The following is a 20,432-nucleotide window of genomic DNA, read 5'->3' on the forward strand; positions in this document are numbered from 1 at the left end:
TCCGTTACAATAAGAAAATGAATAGAAATAAGGTGATGATATGAAAGTGAAGAAAATGGGAGAATGGTGTGAAATTACGGTTCCTGCTGAATGGGCTGGACGAACGATAGATTCTATTTTGAAAGAAGAATGGCAAGTTCCCAAAAAATTATTACACAAATATCGTATGGAAAAAAGTATTCTTGTGAATGGAGAAGGAAAACGGTGGAGTGAACAACTGCAAAAAGAAGATAAATTGCAAGTTCATATGTTTGTGCAAGAAGAGTATGATATAGAACCGGAGTTTTATGATATAGAAGTTATATATGAAGACGATCATGTATTAATTGTTAATAAACCCATTCAAGTAGACACACATCCTGCCAATAAAGGCGGGACAGCCACGTTAGCAAACTATGTAGCCTTTCATTTACAAATGCAAGGAATTGAAACAAAGGTGCGTCACATTCACCGATTAGATAAGGACACGACAGGTGGAGTCGTTTTTGCAAAGCACGCTTTAGCCGGTGTGATTATGGACCGATTATTAACAGAGCGTAAAATTAAGAGAACATATATGGCACTTGTTGAAGGGAAAGTACAAAAGAAGCGGGGGACAATAGATGCTCCAATTGGACGAGATCGTCATCATGCATCAAGACGTCGTGTCTCTCCCCAAGGTGACCGTGCTGTAACACATTACCAGGTCGTACAATATTCGAAAGAGAGTAACGTAACGCTTGTTAAAGTTCAATTAGAAACAGGAAGAACGCATCAAATACGCGTTCATATGAGTTATCTTGGTCATCCGCTTATTGGCGATGTATTGTATGGCGGTAAGGCAAGGCTCCTTTCTCGTCAAGCATTGCATGCTGCTCATATTACAATGTTACACCCAATTACAAAACAGCAAATTGAAGCAGAAGTACCTCTTCCTCATGATTTTTCTCGTGTTTTACATTCTTGTATGAATACAAAATAAATAGAGCCTTCTTAGAAGGCTCTATTTCTATTACTTCGAAATAAATTCTTGTGTCCAGTAGTTCCCGTTTTCTACGTAACCAACACCAATATGTGTGTATCCGCTATTTAAAATATTTGCACGGTGACCGGCGCTATTCATCCAAGCTTGTACAACTTCTTCAGGAGTGCGTTGTCCTTGTGCAATATTTTCACCAGCAGATTTATATGAAATACCAAACTGTTTCATCATATCAAACGGAGAACCGTATGTTGGGCTAGTGTGATCGAAGTAATGATTTTTCTGCATATCTTCTGATTTAATACGTGCTACTTTACTTAGCTCAGTGTCCACTTTTAATGCTGGTAAACCTTGTTTTGTACGTTCAGCATTTGTTAAGTCAACAACTTTTTGTTCAAATGCGCTTAATGAACCTTTCGACTCTTCAGCAGGCTTATCAGCTGGTTTCGTTGGTTGGTTGTTGTCGGCAGGTTTATTAGCTGGTTTATCAGCTGGCTTAGTTGCTTGGTTGTTGTCGGCAGGTTTGTTAGCTGGTTTATCAGCTGGCTTAGTTGCTTGGTTGTTATCAACAGGTTTATCAGCTGGTTTAGTTATTTGATTGTTGTCAGCAGGTTTCTCTTCTGGCTTAGCTGCTGAGTTGTTATCAACTGGTTTTTCTTCTGGCTTAGTTGCTTCATTGTTGTTAACTGGGTTTGTAATTACAATGTTTCCCCAAGGAGTTGTAATTGTTGTGTAAGTTGGTTGACCAGGAATAACACAGTTGCCTGGTTGGAAAGCACCCGCATTCCATTTTGCATATGAATTAAGAAGAGATGTTAAGAAAGATTGAAAGTCTTGTTGATTCATATATTGCATAAATAACGGAGAATGCGAAATATTTTGAACTTTAGGTGTTGATGGTTGCATTGTTTCTGCTTTCGCAGTATGTGTTGATACTCCAAGAGTAAGAGCAGTTGCTGCTACTACAGATAGTAAAGCACGTTTTTTCATTACAATTGTCCCCCATGTAAGTATAGATTTATTATCAAACAGTTTTGTTTTTGCCTACCTGTTTGATTGACACCATCATCGTAGCACAGATTTTGTCGAAAAAAAGTTGGAAAAAAATTCATAGGTTGCAAGATTTCCTTTTTTATCCTAACTACTTAAAGGGAACAAAATAACGAAATATTAGACGTCATAAGGGATAGTTAATATTTTAATAGAGGAAGAGTAACAGCGATAATTGGATATATTTTCTACCTTAAAGGGAGGAGAATGGGATAACACTAACGTTTATAGGAGAAAACAGAGGGATATTATGGATTGTTTTTAACACAATTGTAATCTTTTTGTCGTTCTTTTTTAGTATACAGTAACATATTTTTAATGTTGTAGACTACAAAAAAGACGGGCGTATCTTTAATTGAGAAAGGTACGTCCGTTTTCATATTGAGAGGGAGTTGACCACATTGCCATCAAGCTAAGAAATTAATTGTTCTCCAAAAACGAAAAAGGTGGGCCTAATTCTCATAAATAACTGTTGTAGTGATATGAATTTTCGTTTTGGGGATACTTCAAAATATGAGCTTGATGGGCATGTGAGGTTGTACCACATCGAATGTTGTTTACGTACAATCATGAAAGGAAAAAGAGCATCCTTAATACGAAAGGATGCTCTTTCTTTTATTTAAGAACAGAAGGCGAAGTCTTTTCTAACCATAGAATGCCATCATATTGTTCGGTAGGAATCATGATTTCTTCTCTATCTTTGTCCCCCCAATAACTTGCTGCAGTTGGGGTAAACATCCATGACGTTTCTGGTCGGTTGCTTTCTCCCTGTAAGTTTACAAAGACATTTGGACTTCCAACGGTGCTTATTATTTTTTCTACACTTTGTTCTTCATGTTCTGTATGTACAGGAACAATTTTGTTATTTTCAGCGTTCCAACTGCTCCCACTATACGCAAATACTCCAATTGTGTACATTTGGTTTTTAATGCGCTGCGGAAGAAAATCCATCATATTAGGACATACAAAATTGTGTTGTTGATACTTGGTATAATCTAATATCATTTTCGAATTTTGTTTTCGAATATGATAATTATGTCCCCATACAATTATTTTTTTGTTTTTATATTGCATCTCAGTGAGCCATGCTAAGTTTTGAGCCATTTTTTGATCTCGAACATATTCTGAGAATCCTGCAATGTTAGAAGGGATAATACCTCCTTTTAATTTCATATAACTATCTAGGTGTGTTTTAATCGCATCAATACGTATATTGATTGATTTTTCAAGAAAATTTACGTCATAAGTAGGGATAGGTGCAACTCGAGTCAATTCGGTTTTATGAGTCTCAATAAAAGCTTTTACGTTTTCAAACTTGTTGATTATGGGCTGTATTTCTACTTTATATTGGTCATAAGGATACCCACCTTCTAAATTATAATAATACTTATCCAGTTTGATTAACTCTGTTACTGCTACATCTAGTTCACTCGCCACTTCAGGACTTAATTTTTGCAACCAGTCTTTCGCATACGAGTGGAATGAAGATCTATAAAACAAATTTATATCAAAACCAGCTAATGTCAGTGGCTTTCCTTTTTCTTTTTGTTCTTTCATATAGATAAACAATTGTTCAACTTCCTCTGTTTGCCATACACCTTCTAAAGATTGTTTCATAGCTTCAGTAGCGGTTAAGTTATCAAAGTTTTGTTGAACCGTACTTGCTTCTGCAAATCCTGATTCAAATGCAATTACATCATATCCCATTTCCTCATGTAAGTACTTAATCATACGTATTTTGGATTGATTCATTTCCTTCGCTCCATGCGTACTTTCGCCAAGTACAACAATACGCTTATCTTTTATGGCATCTTTTAGAAAAGATAAATCTTCTGTTGTTTGGGAAGTGGGTTCATTTAATCTTTTTGTATGTCCATTTAGCCATTCCTCCCATTTGGGTTGATCGACAGGTTTTTCTGCTGCAAATGCTACAGATGTGAAGGTAGTACAGGCAAGAAGCGTACTCATTAGCCCGGTTTTCCATTTTTTACGCACAACAACGCCTCCAAGAATTATATTTTTAGAGATTGAATAGAACATGTACCGAAAATTTACTAATATACCATTATTTATAATAATACATATGTATATTCTGAACAATATTAATATTAAAAGAATTAAAAATATCCTTTAGGGGTACAGACCCATCGTCATCAAGTTAAGAAATACATTGTTCTCTAAAACGAAAAAACAAACAGAATTCCCATGGACAACTATGAAGAGATAAAATTTTTGTTTTGGGAGTACTTCAAAATCTTAACTTGATGGACATGGGAGTTGACCAGAAAACGGAATTTTGTCAGCTCCTTCTAGTGCACTCTATGTGTTGAAGCACCGATATATTGATGAAAACAGCAGATATATGAGTGGAATTGTAAGAAGGAGCTGCTATGATAAGTATGATCTGCTCTCGTCCCCTTGAGAAAAGGGGTTTTTTATTTTCATTTTTCAATTTATATTTATATATTAAATAGTAAGAAAAAAAATTCACACTTTCCTCACAATTATCTGCTATTTTACAAGTATAACGAAACTGTCCATAATGGAGGTAATCTTTTGAAAAGGTGGCTTATTTCACTTTGTATCGTACTATTACTTACAGGGTGCAAGGGAGGAGCGTATCAATCTATTGATCCGAAAAAATCGCTTCTTATAACGACAAATATAAAAGAAGGAAGTATTAGTTTTATTGATACTGATACGAAAAAAACAATTACAACGTGGCATGTAAATGAAGCTATTACGGGAACCACGTTGTTACCTGACAAGAATCGCTTACTTGTGTATGGAAAACAGCTTGAGTATATATATGTATATTCTTTGAAAGATGGAAAGCAGCTTGAAAAATGGAATACAGGAAAAGGGATAGCCAATATATTATTATCTGAAAATGGAAAAGAGCTGTTCGTTGCAGATCAAAATCAACAGAAAATTCGTTTGTTCACAACTAATGGAAAAGAAACAGAGAGCATTTCGGTTGGGAAGGGTCCGCTGACGATGGTCCAACATCATGATATGTTATATGTTCTTAATTTTTATGATACGAAATTGTCTAGTATTAATGTGAAACAAAAGAAGGTTGTGAATTCTTTTATGATTCCACCAGCTTCAACAGGTGCTTTTCTTAGCGGTGATGGAAAGAACATATTTATTGGTGGGCATGGTGACGGGAAACAAGTAAATGAAAAAGTTCTCGAGTATTCTGTACAAGATGGGCAAATGTTACAATCGTTACATGCACCATTTATGCCGATCAATCTGTCTACAGATCAACAATTTATTTATGTACTTAGTCACGGGTCGAATACGCTGAGAAAATTTGATGGAAAAACATATAAAGAAGTAGGATCCCTTGAAGTAGGCTCGAATCCATTTGCATTTTGGAAAATGGGTAGTGAAGGGTATGTTGCAAGCTATGATAGCGATGAAGTGTATGTTTTAGATTTAAATGAAATGAAAATAAAGCAGACGATTTCAGTTGGTAAAGGGCCATTTCAATTTACGCAAAGAGTAGGGGAGAAGAAATGAGTAAGTATAAAGTATTACTTGTTGATGATGAAAGTGATATGAGGCAACTTGTTGGTATGTATTTGGACAACTTTGGTTATGAGTGGAAAGAAGCTGAAAACGGAAAACAGGCGCTGCACATGCTGGAAATAGAAAACTTTGACTTTGTTATTTTGGATATCATGATGCCAGAAATGGATGGGATTACGGTTTGTAAAGAAATCCGAAAAACATCTGATATTCCGATTATCTTTTTGACAGCAAAAGGAGAGGAATGGAATCGCGTAAATGGACTGCGTACAGGAGCAGATGATTATATTGTGAAACCATTTAGTCCGGGAGAATTAATTGCACGTATGGAAGCGGTATTAAGGAGATATACGAAATATGAAGAACAAGAGGAAATAGAGTTTGGACCAGTTGTTATTAATGAGAAAAGTCGCCGCGTTGAAATAAATGGGGAAGGTATTTCATTAACTGTGAAAGAATTTGATTTACTTTATTTTCTTTGTCAACATAACGGCCAAGTATTTAGCCGGGAACAGTTGCTTGAAAAAGTTTGGGGATATGATTATGCCGGTAGCACTCGAACAGTTGATACGCATGTGAAAACAATGCGCTTAAAGCTTGGAGAACGTGGGAATTGTATTCAAACGGTTTGGGGTGTAGGCTATAAATTTGAGGTGTAAGATGTTTACGATGGTACAAAAGTTATGGCTGACCATTGCGTGTGCGGTTTGTATTACAGTTTCGTTTTTATATTTTGTTTCATTGTATTCATATGAAAAATTATATGTCCAAAATATTGAAGACACATTAAAAGCAGAGGGAAACCGTCTTGTTGCGCAATATAGAGCAGATGAACCTGTAGATGTATTTGAAGAAAGAGTAAAATCATTCGATAAAATTGCGAGTGCCGATGTATTGTTTGTGAATAATCCGCGCGATTTAAGTGCATGTCTTCCTTTTGATGTTCATTACAATTCCATTATTAGCGAGGATGATCGGCAATCATTATTAGAAGGAAAGACGATTACAAAGATGGGATACGAAGAACATTTTAAGCGTAACATTATGGGTGTCGTTATTCCTGTATTAGACAATAAAAAATTGGTCGGTATTGTATATTCTTATATTCCTTTAAAGAGCATTAAAGATTTAATTTATGAAATGGGACTCATTTTAGCACCTCTTGCTCTTGTCATGATTGTGTTAACTGTATGGATTGGTCGAAAGATTGTCATTGCCATTACAAAGCCCCTTTCACAAATGGAACGCGTTGCGAATTATATGGCAAAGGGAGATTTTTCACAGCGAATTACAATTTCATCAGAAGATGAAATTGGACGGCTTGGTAAAGCATTTAATAAGATGGCAAGGGCACTAGAAGAAGAGGATGTACAGCGAAAAGAATTTTTAGCAAATGTGTCACATGAGCTGCGAACTCCACTTAGTTATATTAAAGGATATAGCGAGGCAATTATTGACGGTGTAGCAAAAGGAGAGCAGCAATTAAAATTTACTCAGCTTGTTCATAAAGAGGCAGGACGTATGCAGCGACTTGTTCATGATTTGTTAGATTTAGCGCAACTTGAAGGAGAACGTTTTCCACTTAAGAAGCAGCCTATTGTATTTGCACAGTTAATTGAAGATGTACTAGAGACATATGAATTACAAGTGACAGAAAAGCAAATTACATTGCAGACAACTCTTGATCCAGATGTCATTGTCAATATTGATGAAGACAGGATGCAACAAGTGCTTCATAACATCATAGATAATGCGATTCGGTACACAGGTGAGAATGGTACTATACTTGTCCAATTAGAGCAACAACCAGGGCAATGTAAATTGCAAATTAAAGATACTGGGGTTGGCATTGGCGCCGAACATCTCGACAAGTTAGGAGAACGTTTTTATCGAGTCGATAAAGCGAGAAGTCGTCATAACGGTGGAACGGGACTAGGACTTGCAATTGTAAAACAAATTGTGCACATTCACGATGGAACATGGCAAATTGAAAGTGAAGAAGGAAAAGGAACGACGATTTTGATTTATTTACCAGATATTTCTTCATAATGAAAAGATAGAAATAACTATTTTTGTCTATTTTATGAACAAAATGTTTGTACTTCTGCGCGTTTAGTTCTAAAATAGATATGGATGCTATTTTCTGTATAAAGTGAAACTTGCAGTAGGTATCGCTTGCCTATCTTTTTTCACTAATCAGAATCTTGAGGTGAGAGCTTTACTGCCCGTTAGCGCGGGATAAATTGTTGTCATTGTTGTTTGGATGATACTGGGGTGATACAACTGGAATACAAATCTATTAAACCAAAAAAAATTTACGAAGAAGTATCGGAAGCCATTTTAGGAATGATTAAAAATGGTACATTAAAGCCTGGTGACAAACTTCTTCCTGTTCATCAATTGGCAGAGCAGTTTCAAGTTGGCAGGTCTGCTGTGCGTGAAGCGTTAAGCGCATTGCGAGCAATGGGCTTAATTGAGATGAAACAAGGTGAAGGTACATATGTGAAGAATTTTTCTGCCTCTTCTTTAACATCATCATTAAATACGACTTTGCTAATGAAACAAGAAGATATTGTGAATTTATTGGAAGTGCGAAAAGTGCTAGAAGTAGGAGCAGTTGGTGCGGCAGCATTAAAACGTACAGAAGAAAACTTACATAATATGCAGCGTTGGTTAGATGAGATGCAAAAAGGGGTCGGAGATGAACAAGCTGGTGAAAAAGCAGATTTTCATTTCCATATGGCAATTGCAGAAGCTTCACATAACAATATTTTGTTAGAATTAATGAACCATGTCTCTGAAATGATTGCTGAAACAATCGGTGAAACAAGACGAATTATTTTATATGGTGAACAAACAACAGCAGAACGACTTCTAGAAGAGCATCGGAAAATTTATGAAGCAGTGTTAAAGAATGATGTTGCAGCAGCGCAGCAAGCGATGCAAAATCACCTAACGAATGTAGAGCGTATGGTCACAGGCAATGACGAAACAAATTCGTAATTTTATGCTTTTAAAACTTTCTGTATTCGATAAAATAGAGAAAGTATAAGTAAGCGTTTTCTAAAGAGAGAATGAATATGAGCAGTTGATGTCTCAATTCTTTCTTTTTTAACAAATCATCTGATGACCATATGAATATTGGCTGAGTTGAAATGAGGGGGAACTATAATATGAAAGTTACATTGTTTGTTACATGCTTAGTCGATATGTTTGAAACAAATGTCGGCAAAGCGACGGTTGAAATTTTAGAGCGATTAGGTTGTGAAATTGAATTTCCGGAAGCACAAGTTTGTTGTGGACAGCCTGCTTATAATAGCGGCCATGTAGAAGCGGCAAAAGAAGCAATGAAGCATATGATTAGCACATTTGAAAATGCTGAGTATATCGTTACACCTTCCGGTTCTTGTGCGACAATGTTTCACGAGTATCCACATGTATTTAAAGATGATCCAGAATGGGGACCACGTGCGAAAAAAGTGGCTGAAAAAACATACGAACTGACACAATTTATTGTTGATGTGTTAAAAGTTACTGACGTTGGTGCTCGTTTGGATGGCGTAGCAACGGTCCATAAATCTTGTCATATGACGCGTATACTAGGAGTAAAGGAAGCTCCAGGCATTTTATTATCAAATGTGAAGGGCTTAGAGGTGAGAGAACTACCAAATGTACAAAATTGTTGCGGTTTTGGAGGAACTTTCTCAGTAAAAATGACGCCAATTTCTGAACAGATGGTAGATGAAAAAGTGGATAGTGTCATGGAAACAGGTGCTGATTATTTAATTGGAGCGGACTGTGGGTGTTTGTTAAACATTGGCGGGCGTATCGAGCGTTTGGGGAAAAATGTGAAAGTAATGCATATTGCTGAAGTATTGAATAGCCGCTGATGAAGGGGGAAGTAAGCTATGTCTATGAAAACAAGTGATAAAAAATTTAATGATCGTGTTGGTGAAAATCTTCAAGATTCGTTTATGCGCGGAGCAGTATCATCCGCACAAACGCGTTTATACACAAAACGTTTAGAAGCAGCTGAGGAGCTAGGTAACTGGGAAGAATGGCGTGAGCTTGGTGAACAAATTCGTCAGCATACGCTAGAAAACTTAGATTATTATTTAATGCAACTGAGTGAAAATGTATCAAAACGAGGCGGCCATGTTTTCTTTGCGAAAACGAAGGAAGAGGCGGCTGAATATATTAAACAAGTAGCTGAAAAGAAACAAGCGAAAAAAATTGTCAAATCAAAATCGATGGTAACAGAAGAGATTGGTATGAACCATGTCCTTCAAGAAATCGGTTGTGAAGTTGTTGAGAGTGACTTAGGGGAGTATATTTTGCAGGTAGACAATGATCCGCCATCTCATATTGTTGCGCCAGCACTTCATAAAAATAGAATGCAAATACGTGATGTATTTAAAGAAAAATTAGGATATGAAAACTCCGATGATCCATATGAGATGACGAAGTTTGTTCGTAAAATTCTTCGTGAAAAATTTATGGATGCAGAAATCGGAGTGACAGGATGTAACTTTGCAGTTGCTAACACAGGTTCTCTTTGTTTAGTAACAAATGAAGGGAACGCAGATCTTGTTATGTCTATTCCGAAAACACAAATTGCGGTAATGGGTATGGAGCGTATGGTTCCAACGATGGAAGAGCTCGATGTTCTTGTCGGCTTACTTTGTCGTAGTGCTGTTGGTCAAAAACTAACAAGTTATGTAACTGTAGCAGGACCAATTCAAGAAGACGAAATTGATGGACCAGAAGAGTTCCATTTAGTTGTTGTAGATAATGGACGTTCTGAAATTTTAGGTTCTGAGTTCCGTGAAGTACTGCAATGCATTCGCTGTGCGGCATGTATCAATGTATGTCCGGTCTATCGTCATGTTGGTGGTCACTCTTACGGATCCATTTATCCTGGGCCAATTGGTGCGGTATTAACACCGCTTTTAGGTGGCTACGATGATTATAAAGAACTTCCATATGCATCTAGTTTATGCGGGGCATGTACAGAAGCTTGTCCAGTAAAAATTCCATTACATGACTTGTTATTAAAACACCGCCAAGTAATCGTGGAAAAAGAAGGACGTGCACCGCTTGCAGAAAAACTTGCGATGAAGATGTTTAGTATGGGCGCTTCTTCTGCGGCTTTATACAAAATGGGATCGAAAATGGCGCCAGCTGCAATGAGCCCATTCACATCCGGAAACCGGGTTTCTAAAGGTGTGGGACCGCTTAAAAATTGGACGGAAATTCGTGAATTCCCAGCGCCAAGCAAAGAAAGATTCCGTGATTGGTATAAAGAGCATAAGAAAGGCGGGAATAACTAATGGCAGGAAAGATTCAAAACCGCGATGCATTTTTGGAAAATATCGCAAAACAGCTTGGACGTGAACGGAAAACAGAAGGGGTACAGCGTCCAGTATGGAAAAATAATGTGAATGTAGAAACGTTAAATGATTACTCGTCAGAAGAACTATTAGAAGTATTTAAGAAACAATGTAACAACATTCATACAACTGTTATTGAAACAAATCAAGCTGAATTAAGTGCTGCAATTAAGAAAGTTGTCACTGAAAACGGCGGCGGACCAATTATGCTATCTCAAGATGATCGTTTTGAAGAGTATGGATTGGAGCAATTATTTGAAGCGGAACTTCCAAGTGAAAACGTAGAAGTAAATACTTGGGATCCAGCAAAGAAAGAAGAAAACATGAAGTTAGCGGAAAAGGCAAATATCGGAATTTCCTTTAGTGATTATACATTAGCGGAATCCGGTACAATTGTCGTGCAAAGTCATAAAGGAAGAGGACGATCTTTGCACTTTTTACCGACTATTTATGTAGCGATTATTCCACGTGAAACAATCGTGCCGCGTATTACACAAGCGGTACGTGATTTGAATACACGTGTAGAAAATGGAGAAGCACCGGCTTCTTGTATTAATTTTATTACAGGGCCAAGTAACTCTGCTGACATTGAAATGAACCTTGTCGTTGGTGTACATGGACCATTAAAAGCATTTTATTTTGTTGTATAAAATGGAAAAACAGGCCTAATAAGGGCCTGTTTTTTTTATGGAGAAAGATACATTTTTGAAAATACAATATGTTACCTTTTCCTGTTATACTAGGCGCGAAAGGGGAGGATAAAATGCTATTATATGTATATGCTTTTTTCACTGGTTTGATATTAGGCTCTTTCTATCACGTTGTTGCTTATCGAATTCCGCTCGGATATTCCATTATAAAACCGCGCTCACACTGTTCTCATTGTTCCCATGTATTACAACTAAAAGAGCTGATCCCCATTTTATCATTTTGTATCCAAAAAGGAAGGTGCACGCACTGTAATATAAAAATCTCGTATTTTCATCCTGTATTTGAAGGTATTGCAGGAGTATTGTTTCTTCTTGCAGCAGTTTTTGTTGGTTTCAATGAGCAGCTGATTATCGCGTGGACGCTGTTATCGCTTCTTTTCATTGTTTCTATTACAGATCTTCTTTATATGGTAATTCCAAATCAAATTATATGCTTTTTTACAGGACTATTTCTAATAGAACGTTATTTTATACAGCCATTGCTATGGTCGGATGGATTATTAGGAGCAATGGTTATGTTTATGCTCTTATATATCATTCAAGCTATTTATCCAACAGGAATCGGAGGAGGAGATGTGAAATTATTTACTTTACTTGGTTTTGTAGTTGGAACAAAGGCGGTACTGTTGTCACTTTTTTTCTCATCCTTATTTGGTCTTTGTTTTCTTATCATTTTTATTGCGCTTAGACGGATGACGTATAAAGAACCACTTCCCTTTGCACCTTTTATTGCACTTGGTACAATATGTACATACAGTATGTAGAGGAGGGATAATATGAATGTATATATGGATGATCAAAGACCGTGCCCAGGTGGCTTTACATTAGCGACGACAGTCGAACAAGCGCTGGAGCTTATTCGAAATAATAAGGTATATACATTATCAATCGATTATAATATGGGATTTCGTCAAAGAAATGGGTTATATTTCATAGATGCATTTTGTCAAGAACGATTACATGTGGAAGAAATTCATTTGCATACGAATGATTCGATAGGACAACATTATATGTTAGATCGGATTCAAAAAGGAAAAGAGTCTGGAGAAATTTCTTCGTCTATTGTTATTAAATGTGTTGGAAGTTACTAAAAAAACAAGCATTCCAATCAATCTGGAATGCTTGTTTTCGACGCATTTTTTATTTTACATGTGCTGGTAATGGAATAACTTCTTCAGTTTGTGCGGAATCGATTTCTGGTTTTACAGATTCTGTTTCACTTTTTGTTTTAGTCAAATAATGATACACCATACCAACAAATACAGATCCACCAATTATGTTACCGATTGTAACTGGAATTAAGTTATGAATTGCATTCGCAAAAGAAATTGTATCAGGATGTGGAACAAGTAAAGCAATAGAAAATAGTGACAGATTTGCGATGCTGTGTTCATATCCAGATAAGAAGAAAGCAAATACAAGAAACATCATTACAAGTATTTTAGCTGTATCTCCTTTTACTTGAGAAGGAAGGAAACAGGCAAGACAAACGAGCCAGTTACATAAAATAGCTTTGAAAAATAAGTGCATGGTTGATGCGCCCATTTTTCCTGCGACAACTTCATTTAATAAGTGATTGTGACTTATCGTTTCAAAAATACCAGTTGCATAAAAGAGTGCTGCGAAAAATACTGCCCCTACTAAGTTACCTACATAACAAGCTCCCCAGTTGCGAAGTGTATCACCAATTGTTGTTTCTTTTCGTAAAGTTGAAATGGTGAAATACATTGTATTTCCTGTAAATAATTCAGCTCCCCCATATATGATTAAAATAAGTGCAACTCCAAAAAATGAAGAAGATGCTAAATATGTTGCAGGTGAATGTGCATCATGAAAAAAATTCCCTAACTTAAAACATACTATAATAACAAAGCCGATATAGATACCAGCTAGCGCTGCTCGAAGAAAGTATTCCATTGGATTGTTATTTAGCATTTTTGTCTTTTTCTTTGCAAGTTGTATAACGTAATCTACTCCTTGTTCTAGCATAAAACATTACGCTCCTTCAATACATCGATTATTAATATTCTTTATATGATTAAAGTACACGTATTTGCGCTCACTTTCAATAAGTTTGTTCAATATTTCACAAAAAGGACACCTTTTTTAATGAAAGCGCTAACAAAATGTTGTATAATATAATACATTTTCTATAATTGAGAAACCCCACCTCTATTTGAAGAAAAAAGAAAAAGCGCTGAAGTTACAGCGCTTTTTCGTTATATTGTTTCGAATTTTGTTGTACATTTGGAGTTGTTTCTTTTGATAAGAACCAACCACCTGTACCAATTGCAAGCAATACAACCCAAAATATAATTTTCCAAGTAGTTGATTCTGGGAATCCATGTGGAATAACGCCTAATGCAGGGTGAGCTAACGTATAAACTGCTAATTTCACACCAACCCAGCCTACAATCATGAATGCAGCAGTTTCCAATCCAGGTTTACGTTGCAGTAAGTTTACGAAAGCGGATGCGGCAAAGCGCATAATAATTAATCCAATCATACCGCCTGCGAAAATAACAGCAAACTGTCCGATGTCAAGCTCGCCAATTGTACCAAGGTTTGTTTTCGGTAATGTCATTGCTAATGCAACAGCTGCTAAAATAGAGTCAACAGCAAACGCAATATCAGCAACTTCTACTTTGAATACAGTCCACCAAAAGTTTTCTTGTTTTTTCTTTGTTTCTTTTTTCTCTGTTTTTTGATGAGCTGCATTCTTTTTTACATACGTTTTTACAAGATGGTTAACAGCGATAAATATTAAATAAACGGCACCGATTGCTTGCACTTGCCATACATCGACAAGAAATGAAATCATAAACAATGATCCAAAGCGGAATACAAATGCTCCTGCAAGTCCGTAGAATAAAGCCTTTTTACGTTTTTCTTCCGGTAAGTGTTTTACCATAATTGCAAGGACAAGTGCATTATCAGCTGCTAAAATTCCTTCCAAAGCGACTAAAATAAGTAATACCCAACCATACTGCACTAATAAAGATAGTTCCATTTACATTCTCCTCTCGTTTGTATAGCGCTAAACAAAAAGAAGAAAATTCCCCATTGTTTAGCTTTCCTCAAAATAAGCTCTATCAACGGCGGAGGAATTTAGAAATGAATGCAAAAAAGACCTCTGCCGTTAATAGGCAAAGGTCTTGCTAGACATATGTAATAAAATATGCCAACAAAGCCGGAGGAATATGATTCCACGTAATGACGACTTTGTTTCAGAGAATATTTTCTCTGACGCTACTCCCCTTCGGAAATATGCTATTACGTAAATTATATAAGTAATAGTAAGGTCTGTCAACCTGTTAAAAGACTTTCGCGTGAATATTTCATATGTAGTAAAGAGGCGGAGAATATCTGCCTCAAATCCATTTTTTATTTTATTTATTATCCACGTAATTGTTGCTGTGCAAGGGAAACGAGACGTTTTGTTACTTCACCGCCGACAGATCCATTTGAACGAGCAGCTGTGTTAGATCCTAAATTTACGCCAAATTCTTGTGCAATTTCATACTTAAATTGCTCTAGTGCTTGTTCAGCACCAGGAACAAGTAGTTTATTTGTTTTCGCCATAGTATAATACCCCTTTTTTCATTTTCAGCTTATAACAGCTGATGATGTTATTGTATGTGTTTAATTAGTAGTCATACGCGGAAGTAATCGGAGAGACTAACAGTTCTTGGATGAAATGAAAAAAGAGTAGCAGCACTACTCTTTTTTCATAACGGTTGCTGTACCTTCTACAACAACTTTATTGTATTGATTATATATGTTTGTTTGTAATGTAATAATTCTTTTATCATCGCGTTTTTCAATGACTTCAGCGACAACACGCAGTGTGTCTCCGATCTTTACGGGGGCACGGAATGCGATATTTTGTGATAAATAAATGGTATTTTTTCCAGGAAGCTTTGTACCAAGTATTGTTGAAATAAAACTAGAGACGAGCATACCATGAGCAATGCGTTCTTTAAACATCGTTGTTTTGGCAAAAGAATCAAGTAGATGAATTGGATTTACATCGCCTGTAAGTTTTGCAAACGTAATAATATCCTCGTTTGCAATCGTTTTTGTTAAAGAAGCTTGATCCCCTATGTGAATGTCATCATAATAAAGCTCATGAACAGATTCTGCTTCTCGAAAAGGATTCATTTCTTCCTCCTTCTTTTCCATGTTGAAAAATGTGAGCCATCCAGATGCAAAGGGAGAAAGAAAGGAAAGAGTATTTTTTGCAGTCAGTTGCCACATCTTTCTTATTTCATGGAAGTAAATAGATTTTTTGAGTTCTCCTCGAACTTTTTTACGAGGTCTAGTTGCATGGATTTGAATTCTTCTAAAAAACTTTCCATTTGTTTTTGAACCTCTTTACGTTGTTGTTGTTGTTGGCTAATTAGTTGTTTCACTGCTTCTTCGAATTGTTCGCTTGTTTGTGAAAGTAAAGATAGAGATGTTTTTGTTGGAGACACAGTGAGCTGCTGCATATGATTGGAAAGTTCATTCCATTTTTCTTGCCATCCATCCATTTGTTCATTGAAGGCATTTCCAGAAAGTTGTTTTACATATTCATTATATTGTGCGTTTGCTTGTGCTGAAAATTGCTGGATTTCTTTCTCGATTTCTTTTGTACTTTCTGTTAATTTATGCAAAGCTTCCTGCTGATGTTTCAATGTTTCTAATGTTAGTTGTTCCATTTGTTTTCCCGCTGATGAGAAAAGGGAAAGAGAGTGTGACCAATTTTTCCAGAATGCATCAACAAGTTCGTGTGGTTTCGTTTCCATGACTTGACCTCCAAATAAAATTTTTACATATTGTGAACGCAGATTAATCTGCTGTATCACCAGAAGATGATGAAGACTTTTCATCCTTTACTGAAACCGTGGAAAATGGAAAGAATGCATTTGTGTATAGGTTAAAAAATGTACGAAGCATCTTTTGGTATTGTTCAAATGACGTAGCGCATGAAGTTAAATATTCCTCTCCATATTCCGTTAAAGAATAAATTCGTTTTGCTGGACCTCCTTCACTTGTATCCCAAGTGGAAGATATGAGGTTTTCTTTTTCTAACTTTCGCAAAGTCCTATATACATTACCTTGATCAATAGAAGAAAAGCCAATATCCATTAGCATTTGAATGAGTTTGTAACCGTGAAGACTCCAGTCTTTAAGACAGAGAAGTAGGAATGGTACTAAGAAGTTTTTTGGCATGGAGTTTGGTTGTTTCGTTTGGGACGTTTCCAAACTTTCTTTTTTTTCTGGTTCATTTTGTAGCATGATTGTGCATCACCTCATGAATCAGTTAATTGGAATTTTTTTCTTATATGTGCAATTTACACTTATCTGTATTTTTTGTCAATTACTTTTTTGAAAATAGAAAAAATAAATACACCCTTGAACTTTTAGTCAGAATATTAGAAAATAATGAATAGATTGAATTATTTCAATTGTTTGTATTGATTTTGATAACAAAATGAAGGAGTGTAGGAGAATTGATTGAACAAAAACTCGATCCACTACAAGCTTGGAAGGAAGTTTACGAACAGACAGAAAAGTTTTGGGGAAAAACGCTGGGTGAAACAGTCAAGACAGAAGAGTACTCTGCATGGATGGGAAGCGTTTTAGATTTGAACTTGTTTTATCAAAAGATGATGAACGATGCAACGAAAGGGTATTTAGAGAAAGTGAATATCCCAACTCAAGAAGATATTGCACGAGTTGCCTCTCTTGTTATTAATTTAGAAAACAAAGTTGACAATATTGAAGAGTTTTTGGAGGAGAATACAGAATCCCTCGGACAATCACCTACAATAAAACGTGATGTAACAAAGGTGAAACAAGATATTCGGACGTTAGAAAATAAATTAGATAAAATTTTAGAGCTATTAGAAGGACAGAATGGAATATTAGAAAAATTACAAGTGCCAGCAGTAGAAGCAAAACCAGACCCAAAAAAATAATTTCGTTAAATATATATTCGTTCAGAAAGCAGAAGGGAGAATCTCTTTCTAGGACGATATATTATTTATAAATGTATACATGCATCGTGCGGTGTACATCTAAGCGAAATCCATCCATCATGTAGCCGCAAATTAAAACAAAGGGGGAGCAAAAAATGGCTCAATTACATGGAAAAGTAGCAATTGTAACGGGTGGAGCAAAAGGGATTGGAAAAGCAATTACAGTGGCATTAGCAGCAGAAGGTGCAAAGGTAGTAATTAACTACAATAGCAGTAAAGATGCTGCGGAGAACCTTGTGAATGAGCTCGCAAAAGAAGGACATGATGTGTATGCTTGTCAAGCAGACGTTTCTAAGTTAGAAGATGCAAAGCGTCTTGTAGAAGAAACAGTACAGCAATTTGGGAAAGTAGACATTTTAGTTAATAATGCTGGAATTACGAGAGATCGTACATTTAAAAAGTTAAATCGTGAAGATTGGGATCGCGTTATCGATGTGAACTTAAGCAGTGTATTTAATACAACAAGTGCTGTACTTCCATACATAACGGAAGCTGAAGAAGGACGAATTATTAGTATCTCTTCTATTATTGGCCAGGCTGGTGGATTTGGACAGACGAACTATTCAGCTGCAAAAGCTGGCATGATTGGATTTACAAAATCATTAGCATTAGAACTTGCAAGAACAAATGTAACAGTAAATGCGATTTGCCCTGGTTTTATTGATACAGAGATGGTAGCGGAAGTTCCAGAAAACGTTCGTGAGCAAATTGTAGCGAAAATTCCAAAGAAACGTTTCGGTCAAGCTGATGAGATCGCAAAAGGTGTTGTATACCTTTGCCGAGATGGTGCGTACATTACAGGTCAGCAATTAAATATTAATGGCGGTTTATATATGTAATCTAACAACAAAGAAGTGCATGTCTATGATAGGTATGCACTTCTTTCTTTCTAAAAGAAATAAAAAATAAAGGAGTTGTGAACATGACAACATTGAGAGCAGAATGGGAAAAGCAATTAGAGATGTATCCAGAGGAATATCGAAAAGCATATCGCCGCTTTAGAAGAGCAAGTGAAGTGTTACTTCGTGAGCCAGAGCCACAAGTAGGCTTAACGCCGAAAGAAGTGATTTGGACGAAAAATAAGACGAAGTTATATCGTTACATTCCGAAGAAAGAAAAGACGCATTCTGTTCCTATTTTGTTAATTTATGCTCTTATTAATAAGCCTTATATTATGGATTTAACGCCAGGGAATAGCTTAGTGGAATATTTAGTGGACCGTGGTTTTGATGTGTATATGCTAGACTGGGGAACATTTGGTTTAGAAGATAGTCATTTGAAATTTGATGATTTTGTTCTCGATTACATTGCAAAGGCTGTGAAAAAGGTACTGCGTACAGCAAATGCAGAAGAAATTTCTTTGCTTGGTTATTGCATGGGCGGAACATTAACTTCTATTTACGCTGCACTTCACCCACATATGCCAATTCGTAATTTAATTTTTATGACGAGCCCATTTGACTTCTCTGATACAGGGTTATATGGACCGCTATTAGATGAAAAATATTTTAACTTAGATAAAGCGGTGGACACATTTGGAAATATCCCTCCGGAAATGATTGATTTTGGAAATAAAATGTTAAAGCCAATTTCAAATTTTGTCGGTCCTTATGTAGCACTTCTTGATCGTTCAGAAAATGAGCAGTTTGTAGAAAGTTGGAGATTAGTTCAAAAATGGGTTGCAGACGGGATTCCGTTTCCGGGAGAAGCGTATCGTCAATGGATTCGAGAATTTTATCAAAAAAATAAGTTAGTGAAAGGTGAGCTTGTGATTCGCGGCCAACAGGTGAAGTTGGAAAATATTAAGGCAAATGTATTAAATATTTCTGCGAAACGCGATCATATTGCACTTCCATGTCAAGTGGAAGCTTTGTTAGATCATATTTCTAGCGTTGATAAGCAGTATGTCTGTATTCCAACGGGGCATATGTCAATTGTATATGGCAAAGCAGCGGTAAAACAAACATATCCGACAGTGGGCAATTGGCTTGAAGAACGTTCAAACTAGGGAATGATATGGAGAGATGGGAAGTAATCCAGTTAGTGAAAACTAGCTGGATTTTTTTGTGGGAAAGAGGAATAGTAGGACTTACTGCTTTTACATTAAGCCGGTGCTACATTTACTTACTTAAGTATGTGTGAGCCATGTCTGCGTAGTCACCGCTTATTATTCAAACAGTAAGGATTCTACGATTTCAACGAAAGGAAAGCCTATATCTTGTTATGAAATATTGGAAAATGCTATGATATGTGATGTACTCATTATTGGTAGTAGTTCGGATTTTAAAGTATTTCACCGTAAAAAAAGTTAAAGAAGTGATGGAATGAAAGCTATTAGAAAATGATTACAACGTTTAAGTCCTGTACAGCTCATCGCTGTATTTTATAGTATTGCTGTGATTGCGTCTGTTATATTATTAAGCATGCCATTTGTTATAAAACCAGGAGTGAAGTGGACATTTATCTAAAATAGGGGAGAATACTCCCACCTCAAGGAATGTAAAGGGCGTAGCCCAATGAGTAGGTGGGGGATGAATCGCCTTCGGACAAGGGATGGTATTTACCATCTCGATTGTCCGACTGTTTGAGTGCTACTTGTAATTCTAAAAGAATGTTAGGAAATCGTAATACTACTGTTTGTTTTTCTATGTCTTCACCTCTAAAATTATATACATAAGGAGGTGAAAGTCATGATTGTTAATAAAGCATATAAATTCCGTATATACCCAAACAAAAAACAAGAAATTTTAATCGCTAAGAC

General features: G+C 36.2%; 22 protein-coding genes. 14 read left to right on the forward strand and 8 right to left on the reverse strand.

Translation table 11 applies throughout. The features are described from left to right. Positions 1-40 precede the first annotated feature (40 nt). Positions 41-961: an RluA family pseudouridine synthase gene (locus PLX19_RS05245; protein ID WP_272187436.1), complete on the forward strand. Its 921-nt coding sequence runs from the start codon at positions 41-43 to the stop codon at positions 959-961. A gap of 30 nt (positions 962-991) precedes the next feature. Here PLX19_RS05245 and PLX19_RS05250 read toward each other — a convergent pair whose 3' ends face one another. Beyond that, a complete protein-coding gene (locus PLX19_RS05250) occupies positions 992-1,951 on the reverse strand; it encodes a CAP domain-containing protein (RefSeq protein ID WP_272187437.1) in 960 nt (319 codons plus the stop codon). A gap of 675 nt (positions 1,952-2,626) precedes the next feature. Continuing rightward, entirely contained in the window at positions 2,627-4,006 is a 1,380-nt protein-coding gene (locus tag PLX19_RS05255) for an erythromycin esterase family protein (protein WP_272187438.1), read from the reverse strand. Positions 4,007-4,567: 561 nt separating this feature from the next. Between PLX19_RS05255 and PLX19_RS05260 the strand changes: the two genes are divergently transcribed. From PLX19_RS05260 to PLX19_RS05300, 9 genes are all read left to right on the forward strand, one after another. After that, positions 4,568-5,539, forward strand: coding sequence for a YncE family protein (locus tag PLX19_RS05260; RefSeq protein WP_272187440.1), 972 nt, complete (start codon positions 4,568-4,570; stop codon positions 5,537-5,539). Beyond that, positions 5,536-6,207: a response regulator transcription factor gene (locus PLX19_RS05265; RefSeq protein ID WP_272187441.1), complete on the forward strand. Its 672-nt coding sequence runs from the start codon at positions 5,536-5,538 to the stop codon at positions 6,205-6,207. Before PLX19_RS05260 ends, PLX19_RS05265 begins: the two co-directional genes overlap by 4 nt. A gap of 1 nt (position 6,208) precedes the next feature. Next, a complete protein-coding gene (locus PLX19_RS05270; RefSeq protein ID WP_272187442.1) occupies positions 6,209-7,597 on the forward strand; it encodes a sensor histidine kinase in 1,389 nt (462 codons plus the stop codon). A gap of 264 nt (positions 7,598-7,861) precedes the next feature. Then, entirely contained in the window at positions 7,862-8,551 is a 690-nt protein-coding gene (locus PLX19_RS05275) for a FadR/GntR family transcriptional regulator (protein WP_272187480.1), read from the forward strand. Positions 8,552-8,721: 170 nt separating this feature from the next. After that, on the forward strand, positions 8,722-9,438 hold the full coding sequence (locus PLX19_RS05280) for a (Fe-S)-binding protein (RefSeq protein WP_272187444.1): 717 nt from the start codon (positions 8,722-8,724) through the stop codon (positions 9,436-9,438). An 18-nt stretch (positions 9,439-9,456) separates the two neighbouring features. Then, on the forward strand, positions 9,457-10,878 hold the full coding sequence (locus tag PLX19_RS05285) for a LutB/LldF family L-lactate oxidation iron-sulfur protein (RefSeq protein ID WP_272187445.1): 1,422 nt from the start codon (positions 9,457-9,459) through the stop codon (positions 10,876-10,878). Next, entirely contained in the window at positions 10,878-11,588 is a 711-nt protein-coding gene (locus PLX19_RS05290; RefSeq protein ID WP_272187447.1) for a LutC/YkgG family protein, read from the forward strand. The genes PLX19_RS05285 and PLX19_RS05290 overlap by 1 nt, the downstream gene beginning before the upstream one ends. 113 nt (positions 11,589-11,701) lie before the next feature. Further along, on the forward strand, positions 11,702-12,412 hold the full coding sequence (locus PLX19_RS05295; RefSeq protein ID WP_272187448.1) for a prepilin peptidase: 711 nt from the start codon (positions 11,702-11,704) through the stop codon (positions 12,410-12,412). 12 nt (positions 12,413-12,424) lie between these two features. Beyond that, complete coding sequence (locus PLX19_RS05300; protein WP_272187449.1) at positions 12,425-12,739, forward strand: cyclic-phosphate processing receiver domain-containing protein; 315 nt, start codon at positions 12,425-12,427, stop codon at positions 12,737-12,739. 49 nt (positions 12,740-12,788) lie between these two features. Here the strand turns inward: PLX19_RS05300 and PLX19_RS05305 are convergent, their stop codons facing one another. The 6 genes from PLX19_RS05305 to phaQ all read right to left on the reverse strand — a co-directional run bounded on the left by PLX19_RS05305 (position 12,789) and on the right by phaQ (position 16,928). Then, entirely contained in the window at positions 12,789-13,637 is an 849-nt protein-coding gene (locus PLX19_RS05305; protein WP_272187451.1) for a formate/nitrite transporter family protein, read from the reverse strand. A gap of 214 nt (positions 13,638-13,851) precedes the next feature. After that, positions 13,852-14,658 (reverse strand): TerC family protein, encoded by an 807-nt coding sequence (locus PLX19_RS05310; protein WP_272187452.1) that lies wholly within the window; start codon positions 14,656-14,658, stop codon positions 13,852-13,854. 386 nt (positions 14,659-15,044) lie between these two features. Further along, a complete protein-coding gene (locus tag PLX19_RS05315) occupies positions 15,045-15,230 on the reverse strand; it encodes an alpha/beta-type small acid-soluble spore protein (RefSeq protein WP_090915256.1) in 186 nt (61 codons plus the stop codon). 135 nt (positions 15,231-15,365) lie between these two features. Beyond that, entirely contained in the window at positions 15,366-15,809 is a 444-nt protein-coding gene (locus PLX19_RS05320; protein ID WP_272187481.1) for a MaoC family dehydratase, read from the reverse strand. Positions 15,810-15,910: 101 nt separating this feature from the next. Then, on the reverse strand, positions 15,911-16,435 hold the full coding sequence (gene phaP / locus PLX19_RS05325; RefSeq protein WP_272187453.1) for a polyhydroxyalkanoic acid inclusion protein PhaP: 525 nt from the start codon (positions 16,433-16,435) through the stop codon (positions 15,911-15,913). Between the two features lie 43 nt (positions 16,436-16,478). Then, a complete protein-coding gene (gene phaQ / locus PLX19_RS05330) occupies positions 16,479-16,928 on the reverse strand; it encodes a poly-beta-hydroxybutyrate-responsive repressor (RefSeq protein ID WP_272187454.1) in 450 nt (149 codons plus the stop codon). A 215-nt stretch (positions 16,929-17,143) separates the two neighbouring features. On the opposite strand from phaQ, the gene phaR reads away from it, so the two are divergent. From phaR to PLX19_RS05355, 4 genes are all read left to right on the forward strand, one after another. Beyond that, on the forward strand, positions 17,144-17,611 hold the full coding sequence (gene phaR, locus PLX19_RS05335; protein WP_272187455.1) for a polyhydroxyalkanoic acid synthase subunit PhaR: 468 nt from the start codon (positions 17,144-17,146) through the stop codon (positions 17,609-17,611). A 155-nt stretch (positions 17,612-17,766) separates the two neighbouring features. Beyond that, positions 17,767-18,510: an acetoacetyl-CoA reductase gene (phbB, locus tag PLX19_RS05340; RefSeq protein WP_272187456.1), complete on the forward strand. Its 744-nt coding sequence runs from the start codon at positions 17,767-17,769 to the stop codon at positions 18,508-18,510. A gap of 83 nt (positions 18,511-18,593) precedes the next feature. Then, positions 18,594-19,679, forward strand: coding sequence for a class III poly(R)-hydroxyalkanoic acid synthase subunit PhaC (phaC, locus tag PLX19_RS05345; protein ID WP_272187457.1), 1,086 nt, complete (start codon positions 18,594-18,596; stop codon positions 19,677-19,679). Between the two features lie 682 nt (positions 19,680-20,361). Next, positions 20,362-20,432 (forward strand): helix-turn-helix domain-containing protein (locus tag PLX19_RS05355; RefSeq protein ID WP_272187482.1); only part of this gene is annotated, 71 nt, incomplete at its 3' end.

Source organism: Bacillus sp. BP-3 (assembly GCF_028401955.1).
GTDB lineage: Bacteria > Bacillota > Bacilli > Bacillales > Bacillaceae_G > Bacillus_A.